Below are 26,149 nucleotides of genomic sequence, written 5' to 3'. Positions count from 1 at the left end.
AGGCGACCAATTGGTCGCCTTTTTTATCAGTGAAACTAAAATTTAGAACAGTAAATGCGCCATACCTGCAATCACAGGTAAAGTCACTAGTGTACGCAAAATGAAAATTACAAACAGTTCCCACGCTTTTACTGGCACTTTACTACCAATTAATAGTGCGCCAATTTCAGACATGTAGATAAGTTGTGTCACTGACATTGCAGCGATGATGAAGCGTGTCATGTCGCTTTGAATGGTTGATGCCAAAATAGATGGTAAGAACATATCTGCAAAACCGACCACAATTGTCTTTGATGCTGCTTCCGCTTCTGGAATATGCAGCAATTCTAAGAACGGAATAAATGGCATGCCAAGGTAATCAAACAGTGGTGTGTTTTCGGCAATTACCAGCGCAATAGTACCAATTGCCATTACAACAGGTAGTACACCAAATACCATATCGACTGCGTTTTTCACTCCATCTAACGCAATCGCTGGAATACTTTTTACTTCAGCAGCTTTCTTTAGTGCTTGGTGTAAACCGTAAGATAAAACGTTGTGACCTTGCGGTACGCTTTCATTGTGTTTGCTTTCTTTTGTGCCATCAATGTAGACGTCTTTCTTACGTGATAACGGTGGTAGACGAGGTACAATGATGGCTGCGACTAAACCTGCTAAACATACTGTTAAGTAGAACGGCACGAACATGCGTTCTAGGTTCACTTGCGCAATTACAACCAAGCTAAAGGTAATAGATACTGCTGAAAAGGTTGTACCAATAATGGCAGCTTCACGTTGGGTGTACATTCCCGATTCGTATTGTTTACTGGTCAATAAGACGCCGACAGAACCATCACCTAGCCAAGATGCAATGCAGTTAACAGATGAACGGCCAGGTAGACCAAAAATAGGTCGCATAATGCGGGTAAATAGGGTGCCAAAAAATTCCAGTAGACCAAAATTGAGTAGAAGCGGCAGTAGCAAACCTGCAAAAATAAATACTGAGAATAGAACGGGCAGTAAATCGTTTAATACAAGACCGCCTGTTGCATCGTTACGAAATATCACAGGGCCAATATTAAAGTACGCCATAACAACAAAAATAGCGCCTAGCTGTTGAACCACAAACCACATTGGTGATGGATTCATTAAGCCGTTTAAAAAGCTATTACGGGTAATAAAACCCGGTTTAAACAATTTAGTGATGATCGACATGATAGCTGTAAAGCTAATCACTGCTGTCACAATAGAGGTTAGCGAGTTCTCAAAATGGCTTTGGATCGTTTTCGCTAAGATTGCGATAGGGATTGTAATGTCACCATTGAAATTAATCGGTGCCATAAATAGGAACACACCAATTAATGATGGGATAATGAACATTAGCCAAGTGTTCAAGGTGTTTTTAGCTGGTGCTACTGCTTGGTCTTGCATCTTGATTTACAACCTACTGATAGAAACTGCCGAATAAATAGGAATACCCCTTATAGGCCCTGTGAGAATAACTATTCACTGGTTTTCCATATTTAGGGAGGGAGAGATTACATTCTTTTAGTAAAGCATGGAATAGTTGACTGGTAAAAAATGGTTAATTATGTAAATGTTTTTTGGTTTTATTCTAATATTTATGTGCTTAGTAAACGTTATGATTTAACAAATGAATAAAAATTAGTGTCTTATGACTATTATAATGTGATTGGAGTTTGATTCATTATTCTAGTGGCTCTAGCGACTCTTCTCATTTGCGTAATATTATTACTTATATGTAATAGTGTTTTTGCTTTTATGGGGATTATGTTTTTATTTGTAATGGTTATAATGGTGACATTAAACAATATGTTGTATTTATTGCTTTAGCTAAATTATAACGTTACCAATTTATTGAGGTTTGCTATGACAGAACAACATCATAATCATTTTCACGTTGGTCAACTTATTGAAAATCATCCATTTGCAGCGGGAGATGGTGCTGTTCTGGAAATGTTCCGCAATGATATGACGAATGTTGTTTTTATTGGTTTAGAAAATATTACTGAAGACGAACAACAACTACTTGCTGAATCTGGTGCTGAGTTTGGTGTACTAAGCACTGAAAATGGCGGTTGTTTAGTGGTACTAAAACTCGGTGATCTAGCGTTTGATATTCAGTTTAATGCTGCGGTTATCCCTCATGAGTTTTTTGCACAACCAGCAGAAGATACCGCTTCATTAACATTGAATATGATGGCAGTTGATACGCATAGCAATGAAATGAAAGTGATCCGTGAGTTTTCATTACCAACAGAAGTTAGCCATAAATTAATTGATGTGGTTAACAAGCAGCGTGAAATTGAAGATATGATGGCAGTGAATGCAGAAAACATGCACTTGCTAAACACCATCAGTACAGAAGAGTTACTTAAACAGATCACGCTTACGCAAATTCAAAGTGTCATTGCGCCAAGCTGTAGCTGTGGTCATGATCATCACCACCATCACTAATAAGTAAATAGATTTTAAAAAACACCGCCTTTGCGCGGTGTTTTTTTCGTTTAAATAAAGCTTACGTTGTCGTGATTAAAAACGTAAGACTAAAGATGCATGTCGATTGGTCGATTTTTCAGGCGATATATAGCAAAAGGGCTTTGAACACGCCGTTCAAAGCCCTTTTTAAATTCTTTTTTCAGTAAGATATTTAATGCTTACTTATTGTTGCCGTTTTTGTATAGAGAAGAAAACGCTGGAGTGTATAGAGCAACAATTTTATTAACGATACGAGTCATGGAATTACCTATAAAAGATTAAGCTAGATTTTATGTACAACCATCGCCTAAACAATGTAACAACAGGCATTCGGTCGTGTTTCGATGCGCGCATTATAGATATTTTTTGATTATTGAAAAATGAAAAAAACTAGTGTTTTGGTATTAGTTTTTCTAATCTAAATATACAAGGATTAATTGAGCTTTTAAAGGCTTATAATACTTGTATTTAGACTTATAGTGATACGACAAAGAGAATAAAAAAGGCGATGTATTTTGCATACATCGCCTCTTAATATTATCTCAGTGAGACAATTATCTCATGGTAATGAATTACCTACACAGGTGGTTTCTGTAATAAATCTGGAAAGCTACAAAGGAAAAGGCATTTGAGCCTTTTTCAGAAAAATCGAAGTTCGGAGTGATTTTCCCTAAAAACCATGTAATCACTATATCACTTTCCAGAGAATACACTATAGACAAGAACTAAGCTCCAACCTGCCCTCAAAGCATTTATGTTTTAGATAAACACATGGAGTGCGTACTTTCCTAAAGTTACGGGCTTTTTTCTGCATGAATCTTAGAAATGTTAGTTGATTGAAGTACTTATTTTCAGACTTTATAATGTGGTGTTGCTGGAGCTGTAATTTTTGATTGTGTTTAATTACCAAGTGTTTTGTCGAGTACCCGATCAACACTATGACTGAAATTATGCGTCTCTCGCAATACGTATGTATTGAGCATAAAAGGATATCCATGAATGTTACCGATAAACGACTTAATTGATATACAAACACTCTCTGAATCGGCCGAGCTGGAGTTCAAGCTCGCTCAGGGACAAGATGGTAAAGGTAAACTTCCAGATGACTTTTGGCCCACATACAGTGCAATGGCAAACAGTCGGGGTGGCTATGTAATCCTTGGTGTACGAGAGAAGAAAGGTAACTTTAAAGTTGCCGGAATTCAAAATGTAGACGTAGTTAAAAAGCAGCTTTTTGATATTGCTAACAACAAGAAGAAAGTAAATATTAACTTATTTTCTGATCAACATGTGCATACCCTTACCCTAGATGATAAGGCCATTTTAGTGGTTGAGGTCCCAGCTGCTAGACGTGAACAAAAACCTATTTTTCTCAACAACCAGCCAATGACAGAAACTTATGTACGTTTGCACGAGGGTGACTGTCGATGTTCAGAAGAACAGGTGCGACGAATGATGGCGGAACAAGTAGAAGATAGCCGTGATAGTCGAGTTCTACAAAACTTTGATATGTCAGATATCAATATCGAAAGCTTGCAAGCATATCGTCGGTTATTATCCGTCTCAAAACCCGGACATCCATCCCTAGAGCTTGATAACTTTGACTTGCTAAGGAGTATTGGTGGTTGGCGAAAAGACAGACAAACAGGCCAAGAAGGAATGACTCTCGCAGGAATTCTAATGTTTGGTAATTGGGAGGCAATTCAAGATGCTGCTCCGAATTACTTTGTGGACTACCAGGAGCGCCCTGAAGCAAAGACAGAGCGGCGGTGGGTTGATCGCCTTTGCCCTGACGGCACTTGGTCTGGCAATATTTTTGACTTCTACCGCCGAACTTATCGTAAATTGACCGAAGATCTGAAAGTCCCTTTTGAGCTTAAAGATGGTATTCGACAAGATGGTACACAGGTGCATGTTGCATTACGTGAAGCTCTTGTGAACACACTGGTTCATGCGGACTACACAGGTCGTTTTGTAGTGGCATAGTGAATTTGGTCACTTAGTTAGAGGTGATATCATCACTTCATACGTTAACAGGTGACACTATGACAAATCGTACAAGACGACTATTCAGCGCAGAATTCAAGCTCGAGGCTTCACAGTTAGTGATTGATCAAAATTACTCAGTGGCAGAAGCCGCCCAAGCCATGAATGTGGGTAAATCCACGATGGATAAATGGGTTCGTCAGCTTAAACAAGAACGACAAGGCAAAACGCCAAAAGCTTCGCCTATGACCCCTGAGCAAATAGAAATTCGGGAATTAAAAAAGAAGTTAGCTCGTCTTGAAGAGCATAATGAAATATTAAAAAAAGCCACGGCTCTGTTGATGTCGGACTCACTGAACAATTCTTGATGATCAAGAAACTCAAGCAGAGCTATAGCGTAAAAACATTATGCGAAGTCTTCAATGTTCATCGAAGTAGTTATAACTATTGGCTAAAGCGTCCAACAGCGATTAGGGCGGAAACAGTCAAACTTCGCAGCTTAGTTAGTGAGGCCCACGCAGCAAGCAACGCCTCTGCGGGAGCGAGGACTATTGCAGATATAGTCACAAATCAGGGTTTAAAACTGAGCCGATACCGAGCAACAAAACTCATGAGAGAGCTTGGTTTAGTCAGTTGCCAACAGCCAAAGCATCGATACAGAAAGGCTTCTCAAGAACATGTTGAGGTTCCAAATCACTTGGGCCGACAGTTTGCTGTTACCGCCCCAAATGAAGTTTGGGTTGGTGATGTTACGTATATTTGGACAGGAAATCGCTGGATGTATTTAGCGGTTGTTATTGATCTTTTTGCCCGCAAAGTGATTGGTTGGTCGATGTCTTTATCACCTGATTCCAGTCTGACAGGCAAAGCTCTTTCAATGGCTTATGAGTCGCGTGGTAAGCCGAAAGGCGTCATGTTCCACAGCGATCAAGGTAGCCACTATACAAGTCGAAAGTACCGTCAATTACTGTGGCGTTTTAAGATAAAACAGAGTTTATCTCGCCGAGGAAATTGCTGGGATAATGCACCAATGGAGCGTTTCTTTAGAAGCTTAAAGACCGAATGGGTGCCAACAGTGGGTTATCGTAGTTTTGCTGAAGCTCAACAAGAGATCATCCGCTACATTATCGGGTATTACTGTCAACTCAGGCCGCATCAATATAATGGCGGCCTAACTCCCAACGAATCAGAACGATTATATTGGGAAAACTCTAAAACCGTGGCCAATTTTAGTTGACCACTACATTTGCCTATCTTAGTTGTAAAGCGACCAGACCTATTTGGCTTCCGTAACCCTGGTTTAATGCGTATTCCTCCAGAACAGGCAATTAAAGGTTATGAGAGTGATTGTAGGAACAGGCTTATGCATCAAATGTTTCTGATGATCGGTGCCGGAGAGCGCTCGGGCTCGGGGATCCCGAAGATATACAGTGGCTGGAAATGGGCAAACTGGCGTGTCCCTCGGCTACACGAAAAAGTGGAGCCAGAACAAACGTTGCTCGAACTTTCGATTGTTAATTTGGTATCCGAGGAAACAGCCGCGTTACTACATCAGAAGTTTGGTAGTAAAGTCGAGAGGCTCAATGAGCTTGAACGTAGCATAGTGATTACTGCGGCGGCTGAAGGTTGGGTTGACCATGAGCGAGCGTGCCAGCTCACTAGTCTGCACTCTCGAGATGTTACTCTGGCATTACCTAAGTTAGTAAGTAATGGCTTTCTGATCTCTCACGGTGAGAAGCGAGATAAGTCTTATACATTACCTGGAGTAGAATTGCCCTCACCAGATGAAGTGTTTGCTGTAAATCCGTTATCAATTCAGTCTGTCATCACGGATAGTGAAGATATGATCACGGATAGTGGAAATATGAACACGGATAATGGCGATATGATCACGGATAAGGGGCCAGATAGGGATGAACTCGGGAGGTTTGTTACTAATAAGCTTCCATATCCATATATTGACGATTTTGAGTGTTTGGATGATCAGTTAAAGCAAAAATTGAAAGGCATTTCTGAGCCAGCACGAGATAAAAAGCGCCTGTCAAACGAGATTATGGACGATATTGTTCTGAACTTGTGCCGAGGCCACTTTATCCCATTAAGTATCATTGCTCAGCTAGTTGACCGCACTCCGCAGAATATACGAGAGAAACAATTAGCACCACTAGTCGAAAATGGGAAGATGAGTATGGCTTTCCCATACGCTAAGCGTCATAAAAAACAGGGGTACATTACCATAGGCTAGTTGGTCTATTTTTATTTGAGCTTTGTATAGCTGTTAGATTGCTTTACTTCTTGATTGCTTGAAGATTTGAACGACTGGCAACAGCCAGTTGTTCTCTGAGATTAGCATTCTCATATTCAAGTTCATCAATACGAGCCAGTGCCTTAACTAACTTATCATTGAGGTGATGCTGTGCAGCCGCAAACAGGGCTAACTTCTCTCGCTCAGCCTCATACTTGTCTTTGAAGTTACTTTTAATGCGCTTTTGCTCTTTGAGCTTACTCCGCACCGCTTGGATTTCTGGCTGAACATATTCACCTTTGGCTTCCGCAATATCGGCTTTGACCTGTTTTACCTTTTGCACGAAATCTGGGTAGTAATAGCCGCTGCCGTTACCTAGATTAGCTTCTTCCTCCACAGCTCTTACGCTAAGTTTTCGCGTGGTGGGAATACGCTTAGGTTTACCTTGCGCAATGCGCTCTAGTGCTGCTTCCAAGGCAATTAAAGTGTTTTCACTTTTGCTCATAAATTCGTTACCTTTAGGTCTGGCTCAAACGGGGTGAAGGGCATATCAAAGTCAGCCATTACGTTTTCGGCTGCCCTGATCTGGGTAATGTAATGGCTCTTATCCGTTACTGAAATATCCTCACCTAACGCCATGTAGCGAACTAAGCTATTGTGTTTCTTCTGCCACCATAAGGCTTGGTCTTTATCGATGATGCTACCTTGGCCTGCACAATCAACACAGAATTGAGGCATTACCACACCATCCATGTCGCAATCATAACCATTCTTGCAATAGCTATGTGCTGTACCGTGTAAGGTCAAAGTACCTTTCTTGACGGCTTCATAAATGGTTTCCCAAGAGCTATAAATATGCGGAACGTCGCCACGCATTTTGATAATGGCTTTACCCATTGAACCTGATAGTGGTTCATTAGAGTACCATTGTTTAAAGATCTTGCTAGCTGTCATTTCGGCGTTAATTTCATCAAGTGCTTGTTGCACCTTTTTATCAACGGTTAAGTCTCGTAGGCTAGCTAGTTGCCCACCGTTGGTGTACCACTCTGTCATTGAAAGGTAGAGATGCTTAAACTGCTGCTTTAGAGCTACTTTAGTCCCTAGTCGGTGTTTAATTGTGTAAAAAGCTAGTGAACGTCGAAACTGGTGAGTTGCTAAAGGCCAAGGTTTTCCAATGACCACACGGTTTTTGATTCTGTCTAATGAGTTCGGGTTAGATACAATGCATTCTTGATAATCTTCTTTAGTTACCACAAAGCCAAAATGCTTACAGAAAAGCTCTAATCGCTTATTCCAGTGGCAAATTAATGCGGGAGATCTAGACCGAGCACCTTGATTGCACCAAAGCGTATTTGGGTAGCGTTCGTCGGGGTATTTGACGCTCTTTCGCCATGCCTCAGAGAGGGTAGACATCAACGCTATCGCTTTCTCAACGATGGGTGCTGCAACCCACGTCTCGCGTTTTTCTCCCAATTTGAAGGTGCTGGATTGGAGCATATGAAAGTCACGACCATTAAAATGATCTTTGTAATAACTATCTGGGCTGAGCTTTTCAAGCTCGGATTCTCGCATTCCAGAAAAGCCTCCGCATGCTATATAGCAGGCGGTGATTAGCTGTCCTAGATATCGTTGAAAATCAACGGCATTGTTGATTGTAATACCTGTTATCTGATTAGAGAGTGGAGCAACTATTTCTTTGGGGGGCAGACGTAGATTATAGTTAATTAGTAATGCGTATTTATGCCGATCAGTAACTTGCCCCATATCGTCGGTGCAACTAAATCTACTGCCACTACGAATCTTACTATCGACAAAGGCTTTGCCTTCTGTGTAGTTGTGTTGTAATTCAGACTCTATGTTTGCAATGAGGTGCTGTTGAGGAAATGCAGTTTCAATTAACTCAATTGCTTTCCCATAGATTTCATCACTTAAGCGTTCTGGTATTGCCAGTGTTTGTTGTGACTCTTTATTGCTAATTTCTTTTGACAGAACGGAAGGCTCAAGTTTCGCTGGAAAACCAAATGAGCTTTTTAGCCATGGCTCTAAGGCGATCGCATTGTTAATTGCAGTAAATATCTGGTCTAAATTACGTTTTCTACTATCTTTTGCTTTTAAATAGTTTTTGAAGTCTTGGAATGTTTTATCTTTAGCCAAGGCTGCAAGAGATGCTGCTTTAATCTGCTTTAGAAAATGAAAAGTTACTTTAATCGTACTTACTCTATGGCAAACGGTTGTGTACTTAGGGGCATTACCTTTCACTATTTTATGGTGAAGCCAACCATACGATAGTAACTTGAGTTCAGTTTTTAACTCAGGAGTATCACTCCAATCTCCAAATTTGATGTTGTATTTGTCTTTGCTCCGAGCGTAGGGCTGTAGGTTCCATACATCGTCTCCAAAACGAGCAGTGACTTTTCCATGCTTGTCTCGGCATACCACTAAATTATTGAGTGCACCCCAATCATTGTTGTGAAATAAACTGATAATGTCGGAGTTTATAACCCAGTGTTGTTCTGGGAAGTCCGTTGTATAAAGGTATGGATTAGTCATTGATCATTTCCTTGGCAGCTGAGTCAACATGCTGTGTTGGTATCATGGAAAGGATTGCACCAGAGTCCTCCCAAAGAGGATGCAATCCTTCTTCATCAATCAATGCTTCAGCCTGTTTTAAAATGTTTTTGTTAATTTTTGGGAAGATTTTCTCAGTGATGAATACCACTATACTTTCAAAATTTTGGCGGTAATGATGGGCGTTCAAATGTAGGTATAGAGATTCTTCAATACACTCTTTAAATGACAGTAAACACCAGATATCACTGACCGACTGCACTATCACTTGTTCTGGGCAACCAAAACACTTGAGTAAATCTGCACACGCCAACTTTTCACCGTCTTTAAGTAGTTTGCGCTGTTGTGCTTTTCGGTTGTAAGCCTCAGATCTTTCACCAAATGGATTAGCACAACTTCCCCCATTTGGGGTTCTGCTAAGCTCAGGAAAGGTTGTTTTTAACTCTTCTTCAATAGTTAGAACCTCGATCCCTAAAGCGGAGCGTGCTGCTGTTACACTTTGTTTGGACTGAGCTTGCTCCTGCCTGATAGTCGTCACGTCCTGCATCATGGCATTGTTGTTGTGCTTATTGCCCGTTGTGTAATGACGTTTACGCGTTTGTGGTGTATTGCCAAGGGTTATGTCATTGGCAAGCTCGCCTTGATAAGCCGTTGTTATTTGTGATCCCGTTTCTCGGAATCGGCTCACAACTGGTCTTAGTTTTCGCGCTGTTTGGTCAGTAAAACTAAAGTGCTTTTCTAGCCAGAGTTTATTGAAGGCTTGGAGGGTGGCTTGCTTTATTGGCTGTAATTTGTTGTGAGCGATGGTCTGTAATAACAATGCATTACTTGAATTGTCCAAGACCTTTGAAACTTCAAGCAATTTATCGAAGACGCTGAGGCTGTACTTAGGTATCTCAAGGTAATCATGTTCACCTATCTCTACATGAACGGTTTTAAAACTTCTCCGCTTGAAGGCTGGCATTTGATACCACTGCTCACCAACTGAAGTAGAAGCATTGCTCGGACGCTTTAAATCAAAAAGTACACCTGTGTTTGAGTATGTGTAATAGCTTAACAAGTAAGTTGCAGCGCACATCATCTTCGATATTGCAGCGCATAATTGATACTCTTGTCCCTTCCAATGAAATGTCATTGTAGGTGCCGTTTTCCAAGCATCTATATGCTTGCTAGGGTTCTCAATAAACTGCTTTGAGGTTTGGTTGAACAGCTTTCGCAAAAACGGCAGTAACTGGTTTAAATCGCTTCGGGTATAGGCTTCAAAGGCTTCTCCATCATCTGTTCCGACAGTAGGAATATTGAGAAACCAGCCAGTAGGTAAATCGAGATAATCTCGAAAAACCACCGTGATCTTGGCAAGCCTGCCAGTATAGGTCGTTTTTTTTAGTGTCCCTAAGCGTATTCTTTGTAATGAATGTTCAAAGTAACCTTCCAGCGACTCTTTAGTAAAAGCGTCAATGCCCTTTTCATCGCACCATCTCAGATATAGTGATATTTCCGAGTAGTGAGTACATAAAGTTTTGTGACTAGTTCCTTCTTCCATTTTCTCTACATGGCTGTCTTTATACTGAAGAATAAAACCATCACGATTGGCTAACTCAAAATACCTGTTTTCTTGAAGGTGTTTGGTGCTAGGAAAGCCTCTGTACATCAAGCGGTTGAAGTCACAGGTATTATTGCCATCTGTATTCATTTGAATGCTCAATGATGCATCCCAGCCACTTAGGTAAGTGATATCACTCATCACCACCTCCAAGTGCTTCGTGCATGATGGTGTCCAAGATGCCGAATTTCACTTTAAATACTTCCTTGCGCTTGAGGTAACGTAGGTATTTCCAAGTAGTGCTTTCATCCTTGTGCCCCATCCAGCCCATCAAGAGTTCTAGGGATTCAATAGTACCGAGCTTGGCATCCAGTAAGTCACTCAGCCTGTAAGTGCCATAAGTTGCCCTTAGGTCATGGAAACGATGCTTAAAAGAACTGTCTACCTTCTGTATTTCACCCCTGAGTTCAATCCAGCGAGATTCTATGGTTTCTCTGGACATCGGGTTGCCTTGCTGGCTGATGAACAAAGGCTCGTGGCGTTCGCATCGCTCTAACATTTCTATGCTGTTGTGATTAAGAGTTACGGAGTCATCCGTGAGCTGGCTTATTTTTTTATATAACTTATTGGCGCGACTAAGCCTACGCTCAGAAACTCGGTATTCACGTAGTGCTCCCAATAGCTCAATAGAAATTTCAATTCGACGTTTTTTATCAAATTTGGTTTGAACACCAGTAGACTGGGGGCATAACGTTAATTCAAAACGATGCTGGCTATCAGCAACAGGCACTGCTGTATCTAATGCGTTCAAGCTAAAGGTGGCGATTTCTTCAATACGCATTCCTGTATCAATTGAAAGGAGCACCTGTAGCCTAAGTTCTTCGGAGGTTTTAGGTAGAAATGAGAGCAATAAATTAAGCGATTCTTGGTTTAGCGGGGTTAGGGGACGGATGTTTTTTGAATCGCTGTCTTTGGGAACCTTGATTCTAAGGTCGCTAGTTTCCACAGTAAATGTTGGCTTAATGTGCGCTAGCATTCCGAGATTTTGAACCTGCACAAATTCCATTTTGAATGGAGCTTCTTGCTCTCTCTCTATGCGCAAATAACCTTCGTGCATTGTCCAAAGGTAGAAGTTCTTAACTTGGTTCATGTAGGTATTGGCGGTGCTATGCGCCAACTCGCCACATTTTACTAGCTTAAGTAAGTGAGATCGGAACAGGTACGTGGGCTTTAGTCTTTTGATTGGAGGGAAGTGATTCCACTTCAACTGCTCATCTTCTAGGAACTGATAGTATTTGAGTAGAGCGCGACTGCATGGGTTGAGATCTTTAGCTCTCTTTACAGCTTTGAGATAAAAGAGATAACTATTTGGCTCTTGGAGAAAAGCACCGTCATCAGAAAACAGTGTTGGCAGTGAGCCTATGTTGTTTTTTGTTGGCTGACAATGGTAAGTACCATCATCTCTGAGTGTTAATTCTGTATCTTTGTAAACGTCACTGGAATGTATTAGTTGAGCCATTTATCCACCTAGAAAGAACACTGCCTATACAACCAGTATAAGCAGTGTTGAATGTTCTTCCAGATTTCTAAACGTGTGGTAGTTAAGTTTCTACACTAACCCCTCATGGTAACAAACTCTTCACTGCCCGTTGGGTGAATTGCCACAACGCTATCAAAGTCAGCCTTTGTTGCGCCCATCTTAATTGCAACACCAAAGCCTTGGATCATTTCGTCAACAGTGAAACCAATACCGTGTAGACCAACTACTTTTTCATCATCGCCAGCACATACGAGTTTCATCTTACAAGGTTGACGGTGGCTCGTTACAGCGGTGTACATGGAGGTAAAGCCAGACTTGTATACTTTTACGTTTTCTTCACCGTATTGCGCAATAGCTTCAGGCTCTGTCAGGCCAATCGTGCCGATTGGTGGGTGACTGAACACAACTGTTGGTACGAGTGAGTAATCCATCTTCGCATCAGGTTTATTGTTAAACAAACGCTCAGAAAGTTGACGACCTGCTTTAACCGCTATTGGGGTTAACTCAATACCGCCTTCCATAATGTCACCGACACAGTAAATACCTTTAACATTTGTTTCTTGGTATTCATCGACTTTGATGTAACCACGGTCGTTGGTTGCAACGCCAGTTGTTTCAAGGTTAATTTTATCTGTGGTTGGGTGACGGCCAATAGCCCAAATCAATACATCAGTATTGTGTGATTCACCGTTCTCAAAGTGCAGTGTGATAGAGCCATCAGCTTCTTTAACCACTTCTTTAGGCACTGAATGAGTGTGTAGTGTTGGGCCTTCAGTTGCCATTACTTCAACTAACGTTTCAACAATCAAAGGATCGAAGCTACGTAGTGGTGATTCTTTACGTACGAATAGGTGAGTGTCAGTACCCAGTGCGCTTAGTACACCTGCAATTTCAACGGCGATGTAACCCGCCCCAATAATTGCAGTACGCTTAGGTTGTTCGTTTAACTCAAAGAAACCATTGGAGTCGATACCGTGCTCAGCGCCTGGGATCGCAGGAATTGTTGGCTCACCACCGACAGCAATTAAAATATGATCGGCTGTGTAATGCTCGCCATTCACTTCAATTGTTTTTGTGTCGACAAATTTTGCAAAGCCATTAATCACTTCAACTTTATTGTTACCCAATACGTTATCGTAAGAAGTATGAATACGGCTAATGTAAGCTTCACGGCTTTCAACCAGTTTGCTCCAGTCAAAACCTTTTACATCAACATTAAAACCGTAGTCTTTAGCGTAAAGGTGCATAGCTTCAGCGATTTGAGCACCATGCCACATCACTTTTTTAGGTACACAACCTACGTTTACACAAGTACCACCGAGTGCTTTTGCTTCGATAATCGCAACTTTTGCACCATACATTGCAGCACGGTTTGCTGATGCAATACCGCCGCTACCGCCGCCGATACAGATGTAATCAAAATGCTTTGCCATGACTTTACTCCATTAATATTCGTTATATTCGTGACGAGCTATTGAGCTAGTGTAATAAAGATTGGGGTGCCTGACGAGGATTTAAAATCGAAAAATACGATTGATTTACCATTAAATCATCGGAAATTGAGATTGTGGCACGAATTATCTGGTACAGGCAGCATACACTGCCTGTATTTTAAAGGGAGGAAATATTGCCAATGGTTTATTCAGGCACAACCCATTCAACGGTGTGGTGACCATGATTAGGCGCAATGGCTTGCTGTAACCAAGGCAGAATGTCACGCATTTGGCTTTCTAGCTTCCAAGGTGGGTTAATCACAATCATACCTGATGCTGTCATACCGCGCTCTTCACTATCAGGCTCTACACCCAGTTCAATTTGTAAGATTTTAGGGATATTTAAATCTTTTAAGCCTTCAAGCATGTTGTCGATAGTTTCACGATAAACCACAGGGTACCAAATTGCATAGGTACCCGTGGCCCAACGTTGATGGCTTTGTTTGATCGCTTTTACTACATCTTGGTATTCATGTTTCAGTTCGTAGGGGGGATCGATCAATACGACACCGCGACGTTCTTTCGGCGGAAGGCTAGCTTTTAAGCGAGCAAAGGCATCTTCTTTATACATTTTAACGTGGCGATCACCACGAAATTCTTGCAGAAGCAGTGGGAAATCACTTGGATGAAGCTCGGTGAGTACCATACGGTCTTGATCACGGATTTGTGCGCGTGCCACTTTTGGTGATCCTGGGTAGTAACGCAGCTCTTCGCTGTGATTCAGATCTTTAATCGCTTCAATGTAACTCTGGATCGCTTCCGGGATATCATCACGTGACCAAATACGCGCAATACCTTGTTTAAATTCACCGGTTTTTTCGCTGCGCTCATCTTGCAGATCGTAACGACCTACACCTGAGTGAGTATCGTGATAGACGAAAGGTTTATCTTTTTGCTTGAGTGCATCCAGAATTAAGCTTTGAACAATGTGTTTAACCACGTCAGCATGGTTGCCTGCGTGGAAGCTGTGACGATAACTCAGCATGAAATCAATCTCTATCGGTATCTAAAGGAGGGGTTGTTAGTCAGTATTATCGTTAATTCTCAACTATTATCCAACTATGATGCGAACCTTTGCGCCTAACCGTGCGGTATCAACCCGTTATTACTAAGTATTTAGCGGCAAAGTTGCAGCAAGGATTGAAATTCATCCATCATGGGCGCATGTTAATAATAAGATAAAAATAAAGGAAAAGCGTATGTCCAACCCATTATTAGCGATGACAGATTTGCCACCGTTTGCTCATATTAAACCTGAGCATATTAAGCCCGCGGTAGAACAAGCGATCGTAGATTGCCGTGAAAATGTAGAATCTGTGTTGATGGAAATGGCTGAGCCAACTTGGGAAACCATCTGTGCGCCTTTAGCTGAAACTGATGATCGCCTGGGTCGTATTTGGTCACCTGTCGGTCATCTTAATGGCGTGAAAAATAGTGCTGAATTACGTGAAGCGTATGAAAGCTGTTTGCCTCTGTTATCTGATTACAGTACCTGGGTTGGACAACACAAAGGATTGTACGAAGCCTATAAAGCGATTAAAGCGAGCGATAAATTTGCGTCGTTGAACAAAGCGCAGCAAAAGTCGATCAAAGACGCCTTAAAAGAATTTGAGCTATCAGGTATAGGCTTACCTGCACAAGAGCAAGCGCGTTACGGTGAGATCAGTAAACGCTTATCTGAGCTATCTTCAACCTTTAGTAATAACGTGTTAGATGCCACCATGGCATGGAACAAGGTCATTACTGATGTTGAGCAATTAAGCGGTTTGCCTGAATCGGTTTTGCTTGCGGCAAAAGCGAACGCAGAAGCGAAAGAGAAAGAAGGGTATTTATTCACCCTAGAAATGCCGTCGTACTTACCGGTAATGACATACTGTGATAACCGTGAGCTACGTGCTGAAATGTATGAAGCGTTCGGTACCCGTGCCTCAGATCGTGGTCCTAATGCAGGTGAATTTGATAACACTGAAGTAATTGCTGAAAAACTTAAACTGAGCCACGAATTGGCTCGCATGTTAGGTTTTAACAGTTACAGTGAAAAATCACTGGCGACCAAAATGGCAGAATCTACCGAGCAAGTGTTAGGTTTCTTAAATGATCTTGCTGATCGTGCAAAGCCACAAGGTGAGCGTGAGGTGGCTGAATTACGTGAATATGCTAAGAATGAATTTGGTATTGACGATCTACAGCCATGGGATTTCGCTTACTATTCAGAAAAACTAAAACAACATCGTTACAGCATTTCAGATGAAGAGTTACGTCCATATTTCCCTGAAAAGAAAGTGGTTGCAGGTCTCTTTGAAGTATTAAAGCGTGTGTTTGGTTTAGAGATTAAACAACGTGAAGGTGTAGAAGTTTGGCATAAATCAGTAACGTTTTATGACATCTTTGATAATAAAGGCAAACTTCGCGGTAGCTTTTATCTTGATCTTTACGCGCGTGATCATAAACGTGGTGGTGCGTGGATGGACGAATGTATGGTTCGTCGCACCCGTATTGATGGCACGTTACAAACCCCTGTAGCCTACTTAACTTGTAACTTTAACCGTCCGATTGGCGATAAGCCGGCATTATTTACCCACAATGAAGTGGTGACTTTATTCCATGAAACAGGTCATGGTATTCATCACATGCTGACTCAAGTTGATGTAGCGTCAGTATCAGGTATTAACGGTGTGCCATGGGATGCGGTAGAGCTACCAAGCCAGTTCTTAGAAAATTGGTGTTGGGAAGAAGAAGCACTGGCGTTTATTTCAGGTCACTATGAGACAGGTGAGCCGCTACCAAAAGAAATGCTAGATAAGATGCTGGCGGCGAAGAACTTCCAATCAGCGATGTTTATTTTACGTCAGCTTGAGTTTGGTCTGTTTGATTTCACGTTATACACCGAATACGATCCAGAAGTGGGTGCACAGGTGTTAGATACCTTATTTAAAGTGAAATCACGTGTCTCTGTGGTACCAAGCCCTGAATGGGGACGTTTCCCACATAGCTTTAGTCATATTTTTGCTGGTGGCTACAGCGCAGGCTACTACAGCTACTTGTGGGCGGAATTATTGTCTTCTGATGCGTTCTCACGCTTTGAAGAAGAAGGCATTTTCAACCCGCTAACAGGCCAAGACTTCTTAACTTGTATCCTTGAGCAAGGGGGCAGTGAAGAGCCAATGGCGCTATTCAAACGCTTCCGCGGTCGAGAGCCTGAGCTAGATGCAATGCTGCGTCATAGTGGTATTACGGGTTAATAATGACTGTTGTTGTATAAAAAAAGGCTCCTTTTAGGAGCCTTTTTTGATCGAATAGAATATTTAGTCTTGCGATGTTACAAGCATTGGCCAACCCATGTCTGTTTGACGGGTCGCTTCTTGGTGCAGTTCGCTTCGTGTCAGCGGGTTGTTGATCAACCATTTTGCAGGCAGTAGTAGGATTAGCTTTTCCCCTTCTACTTGCAGGTTAAACGGTGGTAAACAACGCGTATCGCGACGATGACATACAATCACGGCGATACGTAACAAACGTAATAAACGCGCCGCACTTTGTGCGGAGAGTGCATATTGCTCAGGTAAGCTGGTCAGGGATCCGGTGTAACGACGCAGGATTTCAGCCAGTAAATTACGCTGGGCATGGGTAAAGCCAGGGAGATCAAGGTGTTTGATTAGGTAAGCGGCATGCTCAGTGCTTTTCTTAAACTCAATACTTGCGCCTATTTCATGCAGTTTTACTGCCGCTTCCAAGATATTTTGTGCTTGTGGTTCAAGTTGCCAATTCGGGCATTGGCTTAACATCGACATTGCCATATTGTTGACAATATTGGCATGTTCGGTATCAATTTGAAAGCGTTTTTGAACACTGTCTATGGTACGAGTACATACATCATGATGGCGCATTTGCTCCATCATTTCATAAACCATACCTTCACGTAGTGCACCACCAGCTAGCGTCATAGATTTAATTTTTAATGACTCAAATAGCGCGATTAAAATTGATAAGCCACTAGGAAAGACTAATGCGCGTTCTAGTGTTAAACCTTCAATATCAAGATCTTCTAAACGCTCGTATTGCATAGCTTGGCGTTGTAAGCGCTTAAGCTTTTGCAAAGTAATGATTTCATCCATTCCTTGCGCTAGCATAATTTCTTGTAGTGCTTGTACAGTTCCACTGGCACCTACACAAGATTCCCAACCAAGCTCGGTATAGCGGTCAATGATCGGTTCAATGACTTCTTTAGCGCCATTAATCGCAGCTTCGAAGTTGGCTGAAGTAAGGTAGCGATCTTTAAAGTAACGCTCAAGCCATGTTACACAACCAATTTTTAAGCTGGTTAAAGCACTGCTATCAAACCCTTTACCGATAATAACTTCAGTGCTGGCACCGCCGATATCAACCACTAAACGTTTATCACTACCACCAGAGGTGTGCGCCACTCCTTGGTAGATAATGCGGGCTTCTTCTTCACCCGGAATGATATTAACCGGATAACCAAGGATAGCCTTCGCCTTGGAAAGAAATTCTTTTGCGTTCACTGCTGTGCGTAAGGCGGCAGTACCAACGATACGGATATGGTCGGCTTTGATGTCTTGTAAACGTTCGGCAAAGAGTGCCAAACAATCAAGACCGCGCTGCATCGCTTCTTCACTGAGTACATTTTGGTTGTTAAGACCTGCGGCTAAACGCACTTTACGTTTGATTTTCGCGAGTGTCTGAACACTGCCATTAACTTCACGCACAATCCACATGTGGAAACTGTTTGAGCCCAGATCAATGGCGGCATAAAGCGGTGATACTGAATTTCTTTCCATAGACATACATTACTTATCGTTATTACGCTGGCTTATTGTTTTGAGGCGGACGACGGCGATTATTGCGCGAACGTTGTTGCCCTTGACCTTGGCCTTGACGTTGAGTATTACGGCGACCACCTTGACGAGGGTTTCGTTGTAGGCGGATTGGTGCTGGAAGATCTTCTAGCAGCGCTTCTGAATCATACTTTGACTGTGGAATACCATGTTCAATGTAAGCTTCAATTGCCGTTAAATTAATTGCGTATTCTTCACAAGCAAAGCTGATTGAATGACCACTTAAGCCTGCTCGACCTGTACGACCAATACGGTGTACATAATCTTCTGCATCATCAGGCAAATCGTAATTGAATACATGCGTTACTGCAGGGATATGTAAACCACGCGCAGCAACATCGGTCGCGACTAAGATATCAACATCACCTTTGGTGAATTGATCCAAAATACGCTCGCGTTTTTTCTGTGGCACATCGCCAGTTAGCAAGCCAACACGATGACCATCAGCGGCTAAGTGTCCCCAAACATCTTCACAACGGTGCTTGGTGTTAGCGAAAATAATTGCGCGCTCTGGCCACTCTTCCTCAATTAACGTTTGTAATAAACGCATTTTTTCTTGGTTAGATGGGTAGAACAATTCTTCTTGAATGCGATGACCGGTTTTTTGTTCAGGCTCAACGACAACGCTTTCAGGGCTATTCATATGTTCAAACGCTAATTCTTTCACACGGTAAGACAATGTGGCTGAGAATAGCAGGCTTAAACGCTCGTTTGGTGCTGGCATTCGACGGAACAAGAAGCGAATGTCTTTAATAAAACCTAAATCGAACATACGATCGGCTTCATCAAGCACTACCACTTGAATGCTCGCTAAATCAATAACACGTTGCTTGTAGAAATCAATAATTCGACCACACGTACCGATTAAGATATCCACGCCCTCATCAAGAACCGCTTTTTGCTTCTCGTAAGGTTCACCACCGTAAGCGAGGCCGGCTTTTAAGCCCGTACTTGCAATCAATGATGATGCATCATTATAAATTTGGATCGCCAATTCACGCGTAGGCGCCATGATGATGGCACGCGGTTGATTGGTTTTACGATGCGCAGGCGCAGCTGTCTCCAATAAATGGTTAAAAGTAGCGGTTAGGAAGGCAATGGTTTTACCCGTACCTGTTTGAGCCTGTCCCGCGATATCATGGCCAGTGAGCATAACTGGCAATGCCAAGGCTTGGATCGGGGTACAATTATGGAACCCTTTATCATCCAATCCTTTTAAAACTAGAGGGTTTAACCCTAGCTCGGCAAATTTCCGCTCTGTGATGTGAGTCGTCTTCATTGCTATAGAATATCAGCTTAGGGTTGCAATACGAAACGTATTCCATTCAAATAGGGCAACGATTTGCTGGTAAAATAAGATCAGCTAACAAAATCAACTGTTGGAGTGGAAGATGAGCGACAAGATTGTGCAGCTTACAGATGCGAGTTTTGACACTGATGTAATCAATGCTGCTGGGCCGGTATTAGTCGATTTTTGGGCTGAATGGTGTGGTCCATGTAAAATGATTGCCCCTATTCTTGACGAAATCGCTGATGAATACGAAGGCAAGCTAACGATTGGTAAATTAAATATTGATCAGAATGCGGAGACACCACCAAAGTTTGGTATTCGTGGTATTCCGACATTACTGCTGTTTAAAGACGGTGGTGTAGCGGCAACAAAGGTTGGCGCACTGTCGAAAACACAGCTTAAAGAGTTCTTAGACGCGAATTTATAAGTGCAATTTTACAAACCATGGACAATTTCTAAGTTGTACATGGTTTGTCTTACGTCTATGCTAGACGGATAGAACGTTTAGTGTTACCGTAGCGCACAGAAATTACATTTTCGTTCATTTCTTGACCAGGCCCTATTGGTCATCTTTATCTCAACTAATATAGAACCCCGATTTTGACAGACAAGAAACCCACCACTATGAACCTTACAGAATTAAAGAGCCAACCGATTTCTAAGTTGGTATCACTTGGCGAAAGTTTAGGATTAGAAAACCTTGCCCGCTTGAGAAAGCAAGACATCATCTTCTCCATCCTTAAGCAGCATGCGAAGAGTGGTGAGGATATTTTTGGCGATGGTGTTCTAGAAATTTTACAAGATGGCTTCGGCTTCCTTCGTAGCGCTGATAGTTCTTACCTTGCAGGCCCTGATGATATTTACGTATCACCAAGCCAAATCCGTCGTTTTAATTTACGTACTGGCGATACCATTGCCGGAAAGATCCGTCCACCGAAAGACGGTGAGCGTTACTTTGCATTACTGAAAGTTAATGAAGTAAACTACGACAAGCCTGACAACGCCCGCAATAAGATCCTATTTGAAAACCTTACTCCACTGCACGCAAACTCTCGTATGCGTATGGAGCGTGGTAATGGCTCTACAGAAGACATCACTGCACGTGTTCTTGATTTAGCATCACCAATCGGCAAAGGCCAACGTGGTCTGATTGTTGCTCCGCCAAAAGCGGGTAAAACAATGCTGCTTCAAAACATTGCCCAAAGTATTGCCCATAACCACCCTGAGTGTGAGTTAATGGTATTGCTTATTGATGAGCGTCCAGAAGAAGTGACCGAGATGCAACGCCTTGTAAAAGGCGAAGTGATTGCATCAACGTTTGATGAGCCAGCATCACGTCACGTACAAGTGGCTGAAATGGTAATTGAAAAAGCAAAACGTTTAGTCGAGCACAAGAAAGATGTTGTTATCTTACTTGACTCAATTACGCGTCTAGCACGTGCATACAACACCGTAATTCCTTCTTCTGGTAAGGTATTAACAGGTGGTGTAGATGCCAACGCCCTTCACCGTCCTAAGCGCTTCTTTGGTGCTGCACGTAACGTAGAAGAAGGCGGTAGCTTAACTATCATCGCAACAGCGCTAGTTGATACTGGTTCGAAAATGGATGAGGTTATCTACGAAGAATTTAAAGGTACAGGTAACATGGAACTTCACCTCTCTCGTAAGATCGCTGAGAAACGTGTATTCCCTGCTATCGATATCAACCGCTCAGGTACGCGTCGTGAAGAGTTACTAGCGAAAGCGGATGAGCTACAGAAAATGTGGATTCTACGTAAGATCGTTCACCCAATGAGCGAAACTGACAGCATGGAATTCTTGATTGATAAGCTATCAATGACGAAGACTAATGATGAATTCTTTGATGCGATGCGTCGCCAAAAATCATAATTCGCTGCACTGAGTCACATTTATTAAAAACGTCGCCCACGGGCGGCGTTTTTTATTGACAGAAATTACTGCATACTGAGATTGTATAGGCACGGATTATGCGTATTTGACTTAACAAGGAGGTGTTATGTTACGACGATGGTGTGCGTTAAGCTTACTGATCGCGAGTGTATTACAGCCTATTTCTGCGTTAGAAGTGACTGAAGCGAAAATTCAGCATGTTCAAACAATGCCTCAATTTGTCGCGCATATTGAAAGCCTCAAACCTTACTATGATCACAGTGATTTTCAGTCACTGGAAATTTTACTCGATCAACTTCCCGCTTTAACACAAGAGGTTGCTCGTAGCCAATTAATTCAATATGCCAGTGAAGTAAGACAGTTTAATGCTGCGCGTATTGCATGGTTAACCATTCAAGCCGAGCGACAATCGCCGTTTACTATCACAGAACAAGGTGATGGGTATACGGTGCAACGAATGGCTTTCTTTTATAGTAATCAAGCCAACGGACTGCTGCGTGAATGGAAAAAAGAATTAGTGAGCCATCACGCTGTGATTAACTTAGAGCGTGGAAAACTAACATTATCTGAATGGCTAAAAGGCGATTTAGAACAGCAACAGAAACGCAGCAAAGTGATAGTGCGCGCTATCCCGCAATTATCTAACTCTGCCATTGATGTTTTAGTCGAGCAGTTTCATTCTGATCCAAAGTTATTATGGCTACCTGATAACAGTATTATTGCCGTCCTTGCTGCCTATACAGATGACAGTCAATTATATGATTTACTGTGGCGTCGCCGTACCGATCAATACAGCTTGGCGGAAATACAACGTTTATCCATTACACCAGCTTCTGATTTTGTTGTTAGCCAGTTAATTGCAGCCACTTCAAACCCTTCACTTAAAGAGCCGGCTTATCGCGCATTGACGTCTTTTAATCCATTACCCGAGATGGCGAAATCGTTTTTGCAGATACAGCTAGGTGATCAGATTGAACGATCACTCATCACACCTTATTTGATGAAACAAGGTCATGATCATTGGTTACAACAATTATTAGCAATCAGTACTGATCCTGATTTAGTCGCGCATATCAAAGAAATATTACCGACAGGACAAATTCCGCCGATAACTCGTAAATAGTCTTTATTTTTATGAGGATTATGGCGCTATTATTTCTCTTTTTTGTGATGAAATTAGCGCTTGTTGATGGGTGTTTTAGTGCGCACAACTGGTTATACTAGCGAAAATCATTCTCATCCCTACGCCTCTATCTTTGATATTAAAGGCGTAGCTCAATCGTGGTATCAGATATGAAATTCAAGGATCTGCGAGACTTCATTGCCTATTTAGAACAGAACGGGCAGTTGAAGCGAATTAAGCAGGCTGTCGATCCAGATCAGGAAATAACGGAAATTAGCGACCGCACCTTACGTGCTGGTGGACCCGCGTTATTATTTGAAAATCCTATTGGCTACGATATGCCGGTACTGGCTAACTTATTTGGTACCCCGCAACGAGTAGCGATGGGGATGGGGCGCTCTGAAGTTAAAGAGTTGCGTGAAGTCGGTAAGCTATTAGCATATTTAAAAGAGCCTGAACCGCCACGTGGTTTTCGTGAAGCGTTAGATAAATTACCGGCGTTTAAGCAAGTGCTCAATATGCCAGTGAAGCGTCTGCGTAATGCACCGTGCCAGGAAATTGTGTGGCAAGGTGATGACGTTGATTTAGATAAAATCCCTGTGATGAGTTGTTGGCCTGATGATGTTGCGCCATTGCTTACGTGGGGATTAACGATAACCAAGGGGCCACATAAAAAACGCCAAAACTTAGGTATTTATCGCCAGCAAAAAATTGCTAAAAATAAAATCATCATGCGTTGGCTTGCTCACCGTGGTGGTGCGCTAGATTTACGTGATTGGATAGAAACCCATCCCGGTGAAAAATTCCCAATCACTGTCGCTTTTGGTGCCGATCCTGCCACTGTGCTCGGCGCGGTAACGCCTATTCCAGATACCTTATCGGAATATGCCTTTGCCGGATTATTGCGCGGTCGTCGAACAGAAGTAGTAAAGAGCTTGACCAATGACTTAGATGTGCCTGCGAGCGCAGAAATTGTGATGGAAGGTTATATTGATCCCGAAGAGTTTGCCGATGAAGGTCCTTATGGCGATCATACGGGTTACTATAACGAGAAAGAGCGTCATCACGTCTTTACCATCACTCACATCACAATGCGTAATGATCCTATCTACCACAGCACTTACACTGGTCGTCCGCCAGATGAGCCTGCGGTATTGGGTGTGGCACTCAATGAAGTCTTTGTGCCTATTTTACAAAAACAATTTCCTGAAATTACCGATTTTTACTTGCCGCCAGAAGGTTGCTCATACCGAATGGCAGTCGTGACGATGAAGAAGCAATATCCTGGTCACGCCAAGCGGGTAATGATGGGTGTGTGGTCTTTCCTGCGTCAGTTCATGTATACCAAATATGTGATTGTGTGTGATGAAAGTGTCGATGCGCGCAATTGGGATAGTGTGGTAGCAGCCATGACAACCCATATGGAACCTGTACGTGACACATTATTTATAGATAACACGCCGATCGATTCCTTAGATTTTGCCTCTCCAGTGGTTGGCCTTGGCTCTAAAATGGGCTTAGATGCAACGGTGAAGTGGGACGCTGAGCTTGCTAGTACGCCATCGATTGAAGCCAAATATGATGATCAATTTGATGTTGAAGCGGGTATTGTTGCGTTGCGTGACGCTTACCCTGAGATCATTGATATTTATTTACCGACTGCAAGCAAGCAGCAGATGGCGATTGTAAGTATTACCAATAGAGAATCGGATCAAGCGCTGCGTGTGATGCAAGGCGTTTGGGACTTCATTACGCAGTTTAGTGATGCAAAATTTATCATCTTGTGTGATCAAGACGTCAACGTGCGTGATTGGAACGATGTTATTTGGGCGATCACTACACGTATGGATCCTAGCCGTGATACGGTACAACTAGCATCAACATTAGACCAAAGTAGTAAGCTTGGATTAGATGCTACCAATAAATGGCCTGATGCCGTAGAACGTCAATGGGGCAACCCAATAGTTAAGAATCCGCAAGTTGTCGCAAAAATAGATGCAATTTGGAGCCAACTTGGGATCGAGAAGTAAAGGTTTATCGCTATACTGAGCGGTAGAGTAAGTATTATTTACTACTGCTTCAAATAGTAAGTAGTAAGAGTAAATTATGTATCAAGTACGCCTGTTGCCAAATAACATCACCTTTACTGCGTCAGCGCAGCAAACGGTATTACAAGCAGCGCTCGACGCAGGCATTACTTTTCCCAATCGCTGTCAGGTAGGGGCATGTGCTATGTGTATGTGTCGTAAAACATCCGGTGAAGTGAGTTATCAGTGAGAGCCAATGCTCACTGAAAAAGAACAAACGGAAGGGTGGATTTTTACCTGCCAAGCGATAGCGGAAAGTGACTTGGTGTTAACGTTAGACTAGAGGAAAACCATGTCTATCCAGTGCAAAGTAAAGTCAGTACAACCCTTAGCCGCGAACACATATCGCATTTTGTTAAAGCCTGAGCAGGCGATTGATTTCAAAGCGGGACAATATCTGCTTGCGGTAATGGGCGAGAAAGATAAGCGTCCATTTTCAATTGCCAGTAGCCCATGCCGTGAAGGCGAGCTTGAGCTACATATTGGTGCAGCAGAGCAAAATGCGTATGCTCTAGAAGTCGTAAAAGCGATGAAAGCGGCATTAGATTGCAATGAACCAGTGGTGATTGATGCTGCACATGGTAATGCATGGTTACGTCATGAAAGTGAGCGTCCACTACTGATGATTGCCGGTGGTACGGGCTTTTCTTATATCCGTAGCATGTTAGATAATTGCATTAGCCGTGGTTTAACCCAACCTATTTTTGTGTACTGGGGAGGCCGTAGTATTGATCAGCTGTATTCCAACGATGAAATGCAGGCGTTAGCTGAAAAACATGACAACATTACTTATGTACCAGTCGTAGAAGAAGCGCTGGAGAATTGGCAAGGCAAAGTGGGTAACGTATTAGATGCAGTTGCTGAAGACTTTGTTTGTTTATCCGCTTATGACATTTATGTTTGCGGGCGTTTTGAAATGGCGGGTGCTGCCCGTGAGCGTTTCTGCAGTGATAAAAATGCACAAAGGGAACATATGTTTGCTGACGCATTTGCGTTTATTTAACGATTAAATATTTTGATACAAAGCCAGC

Annotated in this window: 19 protein-coding genes and 1 pseudogene; 11 read left to right on the top strand and 9 right to left on the bottom strand. The window is 42.4% G+C overall.

The features are described from left to right. Positions 1-42 precede the first annotated feature (42 nt). Complete coding sequence (locus SKA34_RS21440; protein ID WP_369750695.1) at positions 43-1,416, bottom strand: YjiH family protein; 1,374 nt, start codon at positions 1,414-1,416, stop codon at positions 43-45. Between the two features lie 453 nt (positions 1,417-1,869). Here SKA34_RS21440 and SKA34_RS21435 point away from each other — a divergent pair, with 453 nt between their 5' ends. The 4 genes from SKA34_RS21435 (at position 1,870) to SKA34_RS21415 (ending at position 6,709) form a co-directional block, all read left to right on the top strand. Continuing rightward, positions 1,870-2,457: a hypothetical protein gene (locus SKA34_RS21435; RefSeq protein WP_006647516.1), complete on the top strand. Its 588-nt coding sequence runs from the start codon at positions 1,870-1,872 to the stop codon at positions 2,455-2,457. Between the two features lie 1,020 nt (positions 2,458-3,477). Then, positions 3,478-4,464, top strand: a complete 987-nt coding sequence (locus tag SKA34_RS21430) for a helix-turn-helix domain-containing protein (RefSeq protein ID WP_006647515.1) — start codon at positions 3,478-3,480, stop codon at positions 4,462-4,464. 59 nt (positions 4,465-4,523) lie between these two features. Further along, positions 4,524-5,701 (top strand): IS3 family transposase gene (locus SKA34_RS21420; RefSeq protein WP_086004105.1). Its coding sequence is split into 2 segments (ribosomal slippage): positions 4,524-4,782 and positions 4,782-5,701, totalling 1,179 coding nucleotides; the frame shifts between segments, so codons are not numbered across the junction. Between the two features lie 126 nt (positions 5,702-5,827). Beyond that, entirely contained in the window at positions 5,828-6,709 is an 882-nt protein-coding gene (locus SKA34_RS21415; RefSeq protein WP_006647514.1) for a hypothetical protein, read from the top strand. Positions 6,710-6,752: 43 nt separating this feature from the next. On the opposite strand, the gene SKA34_RS21410 is transcribed toward SKA34_RS21415, so the two are convergent. The 6 genes from SKA34_RS21410 to SKA34_RS21385 all read right to left on the bottom strand — a co-directional run bounded on the left by SKA34_RS21410 (position 6,753) and on the right by SKA34_RS21385 (position 14,838). Next, the gene (locus SKA34_RS21410) at positions 6,753-7,214 is read right to left on the bottom strand and encodes a hypothetical protein (protein ID WP_006647513.1); all 462 of its coding nucleotides are present in this window, start codon (positions 7,212-7,214) and stop codon (positions 6,753-6,755) included. Further along, positions 7,211-9,259, bottom strand: coding sequence for a hypothetical protein (locus SKA34_RS21405; protein ID WP_006647512.1), 2,049 nt, complete (start codon positions 9,257-9,259; stop codon positions 7,211-7,213). Before SKA34_RS21405 ends, SKA34_RS21410 begins: the two co-directional genes overlap by 4 nt. After that, positions 9,252-11,021 (bottom strand): hypothetical protein, encoded by a 1,770-nt coding sequence (locus SKA34_RS21400; protein WP_006647511.1) that lies wholly within the window; start codon positions 11,019-11,021, stop codon positions 9,252-9,254. The genes SKA34_RS21405 and SKA34_RS21400 overlap by 8 nt, the downstream gene beginning before the upstream one ends. Continuing rightward, complete coding sequence (locus SKA34_RS21395; RefSeq protein WP_006647510.1) at positions 11,014-12,339, bottom strand: tyrosine-type recombinase/integrase; 1,326 nt, start codon at positions 12,337-12,339, stop codon at positions 11,014-11,016. Before SKA34_RS21395 ends, SKA34_RS21400 begins: the two co-directional genes overlap by 8 nt. Positions 12,340-12,434: 95 nt before the next feature. After that, positions 12,435-13,793 (bottom strand): glutathione-disulfide reductase, encoded by a 1,359-nt coding sequence (gene gorA, locus SKA34_RS21390; RefSeq protein ID WP_006647509.1) that lies wholly within the window; start codon positions 13,791-13,793, stop codon positions 12,435-12,437. A gap of 205 nt (positions 13,794-13,998) precedes the next feature. After that, entirely contained in the window at positions 13,999-14,838 is an 840-nt protein-coding gene (locus SKA34_RS21385) for a 23S rRNA (adenine(2030)-N(6))-methyltransferase RlmJ (RefSeq protein WP_006647508.1), read from the bottom strand. A 214-nt stretch (positions 14,839-15,052) separates the two neighbouring features. Between SKA34_RS21385 and prlC the strand changes: the two genes are divergently transcribed. Further along, the gene (prlC, locus tag SKA34_RS21380; RefSeq protein WP_006647507.1) at positions 15,053-17,095 is read left to right on the top strand and encodes an oligopeptidase A; all 2,043 of its coding nucleotides are present in this window, start codon (positions 15,053-15,055) and stop codon (positions 17,093-17,095) included. Positions 17,096-17,158: 63 nt separating this feature from the next. On the opposite strand, the gene gppA is transcribed toward prlC, so the two are convergent. After that, positions 17,159-18,649 carry a guanosine-5'-triphosphate,3'-diphosphate diphosphatase gene (gene gppA / locus SKA34_RS21375; protein ID WP_006647506.1) on the bottom strand — a complete coding sequence of 497 codons (1,491 nt, stop codon included), beginning with the start codon at positions 18,647-18,649 and terminating at the stop codon, positions 17,159-17,161. Positions 18,650-18,671: 22 nt separating this feature from the next. Next, positions 18,672-19,985, bottom strand: a complete 1,314-nt coding sequence (rhlB, locus tag SKA34_RS21370; RefSeq protein ID WP_006647505.1) for an ATP-dependent RNA helicase RhlB — start codon at positions 19,983-19,985, stop codon at positions 18,672-18,674. A gap of 112 nt (positions 19,986-20,097) precedes the next feature. Here rhlB and trxA point away from each other — a divergent pair, with 112 nt between their 5' ends. The 6 genes and pseudogenes from trxA (at position 20,098) to fre (ending at position 26,121) form a co-directional block, all read left to right on the top strand. Continuing rightward, positions 20,098-20,424, top strand: coding sequence for a thioredoxin TrxA (trxA, locus tag SKA34_RS21365; protein ID WP_005372169.1), 327 nt, complete (start codon positions 20,098-20,100; stop codon positions 20,422-20,424). Positions 20,425-20,621: 197 nt separating this feature from the next. Beyond that, positions 20,622-21,887, top strand: a complete 1,266-nt coding sequence (gene rho, locus SKA34_RS21360; RefSeq protein WP_005372168.1) for a transcription termination factor Rho — start codon at positions 20,622-20,624, stop codon at positions 21,885-21,887. A 127-nt stretch (positions 21,888-22,014) separates the two neighbouring features. Continuing rightward, positions 22,015-23,031, top strand: coding sequence for a hypothetical protein (locus SKA34_RS21355; RefSeq protein ID WP_006647504.1), 1,017 nt, complete (start codon positions 22,015-22,017; stop codon positions 23,029-23,031). Positions 23,032-23,201: 170 nt separating this feature from the next. Further along, entirely contained in the window at positions 23,202-25,061 is a 1,860-nt protein-coding gene (ubiD, locus tag SKA34_RS21350) for a 4-hydroxy-3-polyprenylbenzoate decarboxylase (RefSeq protein WP_006647503.1), read from the top strand. 73 nt (positions 25,062-25,134) lie between these two features. Next, a pseudogene (locus tag SKA34_RS21345) lies at positions 25,135-25,401 on the top strand (2Fe-2S iron-sulfur cluster-binding protein). Between the two features lie 9 nt (positions 25,402-25,410). Further along, positions 25,411-26,121: an NAD(P)H-flavin reductase gene (gene fre, locus SKA34_RS21340; RefSeq protein WP_006647501.1), complete on the top strand. Its 711-nt coding sequence runs from the start codon at positions 25,411-25,413 to the stop codon at positions 26,119-26,121. The last annotated feature ends 28 nt before the right edge of the window (positions 26,122-26,149 follow it).

It is taken from the genome of Photobacterium sp. SKA34, from assembly GCF_000153325.1.
Lineage (GTDB): Bacteria > Pseudomonadota > Gammaproteobacteria > Enterobacterales > Vibrionaceae > Photobacterium.
The sequence above is the reverse complement of the archived record's forward strand: the minus strand, read 5'-3'. Positions and strand labels throughout refer to the sequence as shown.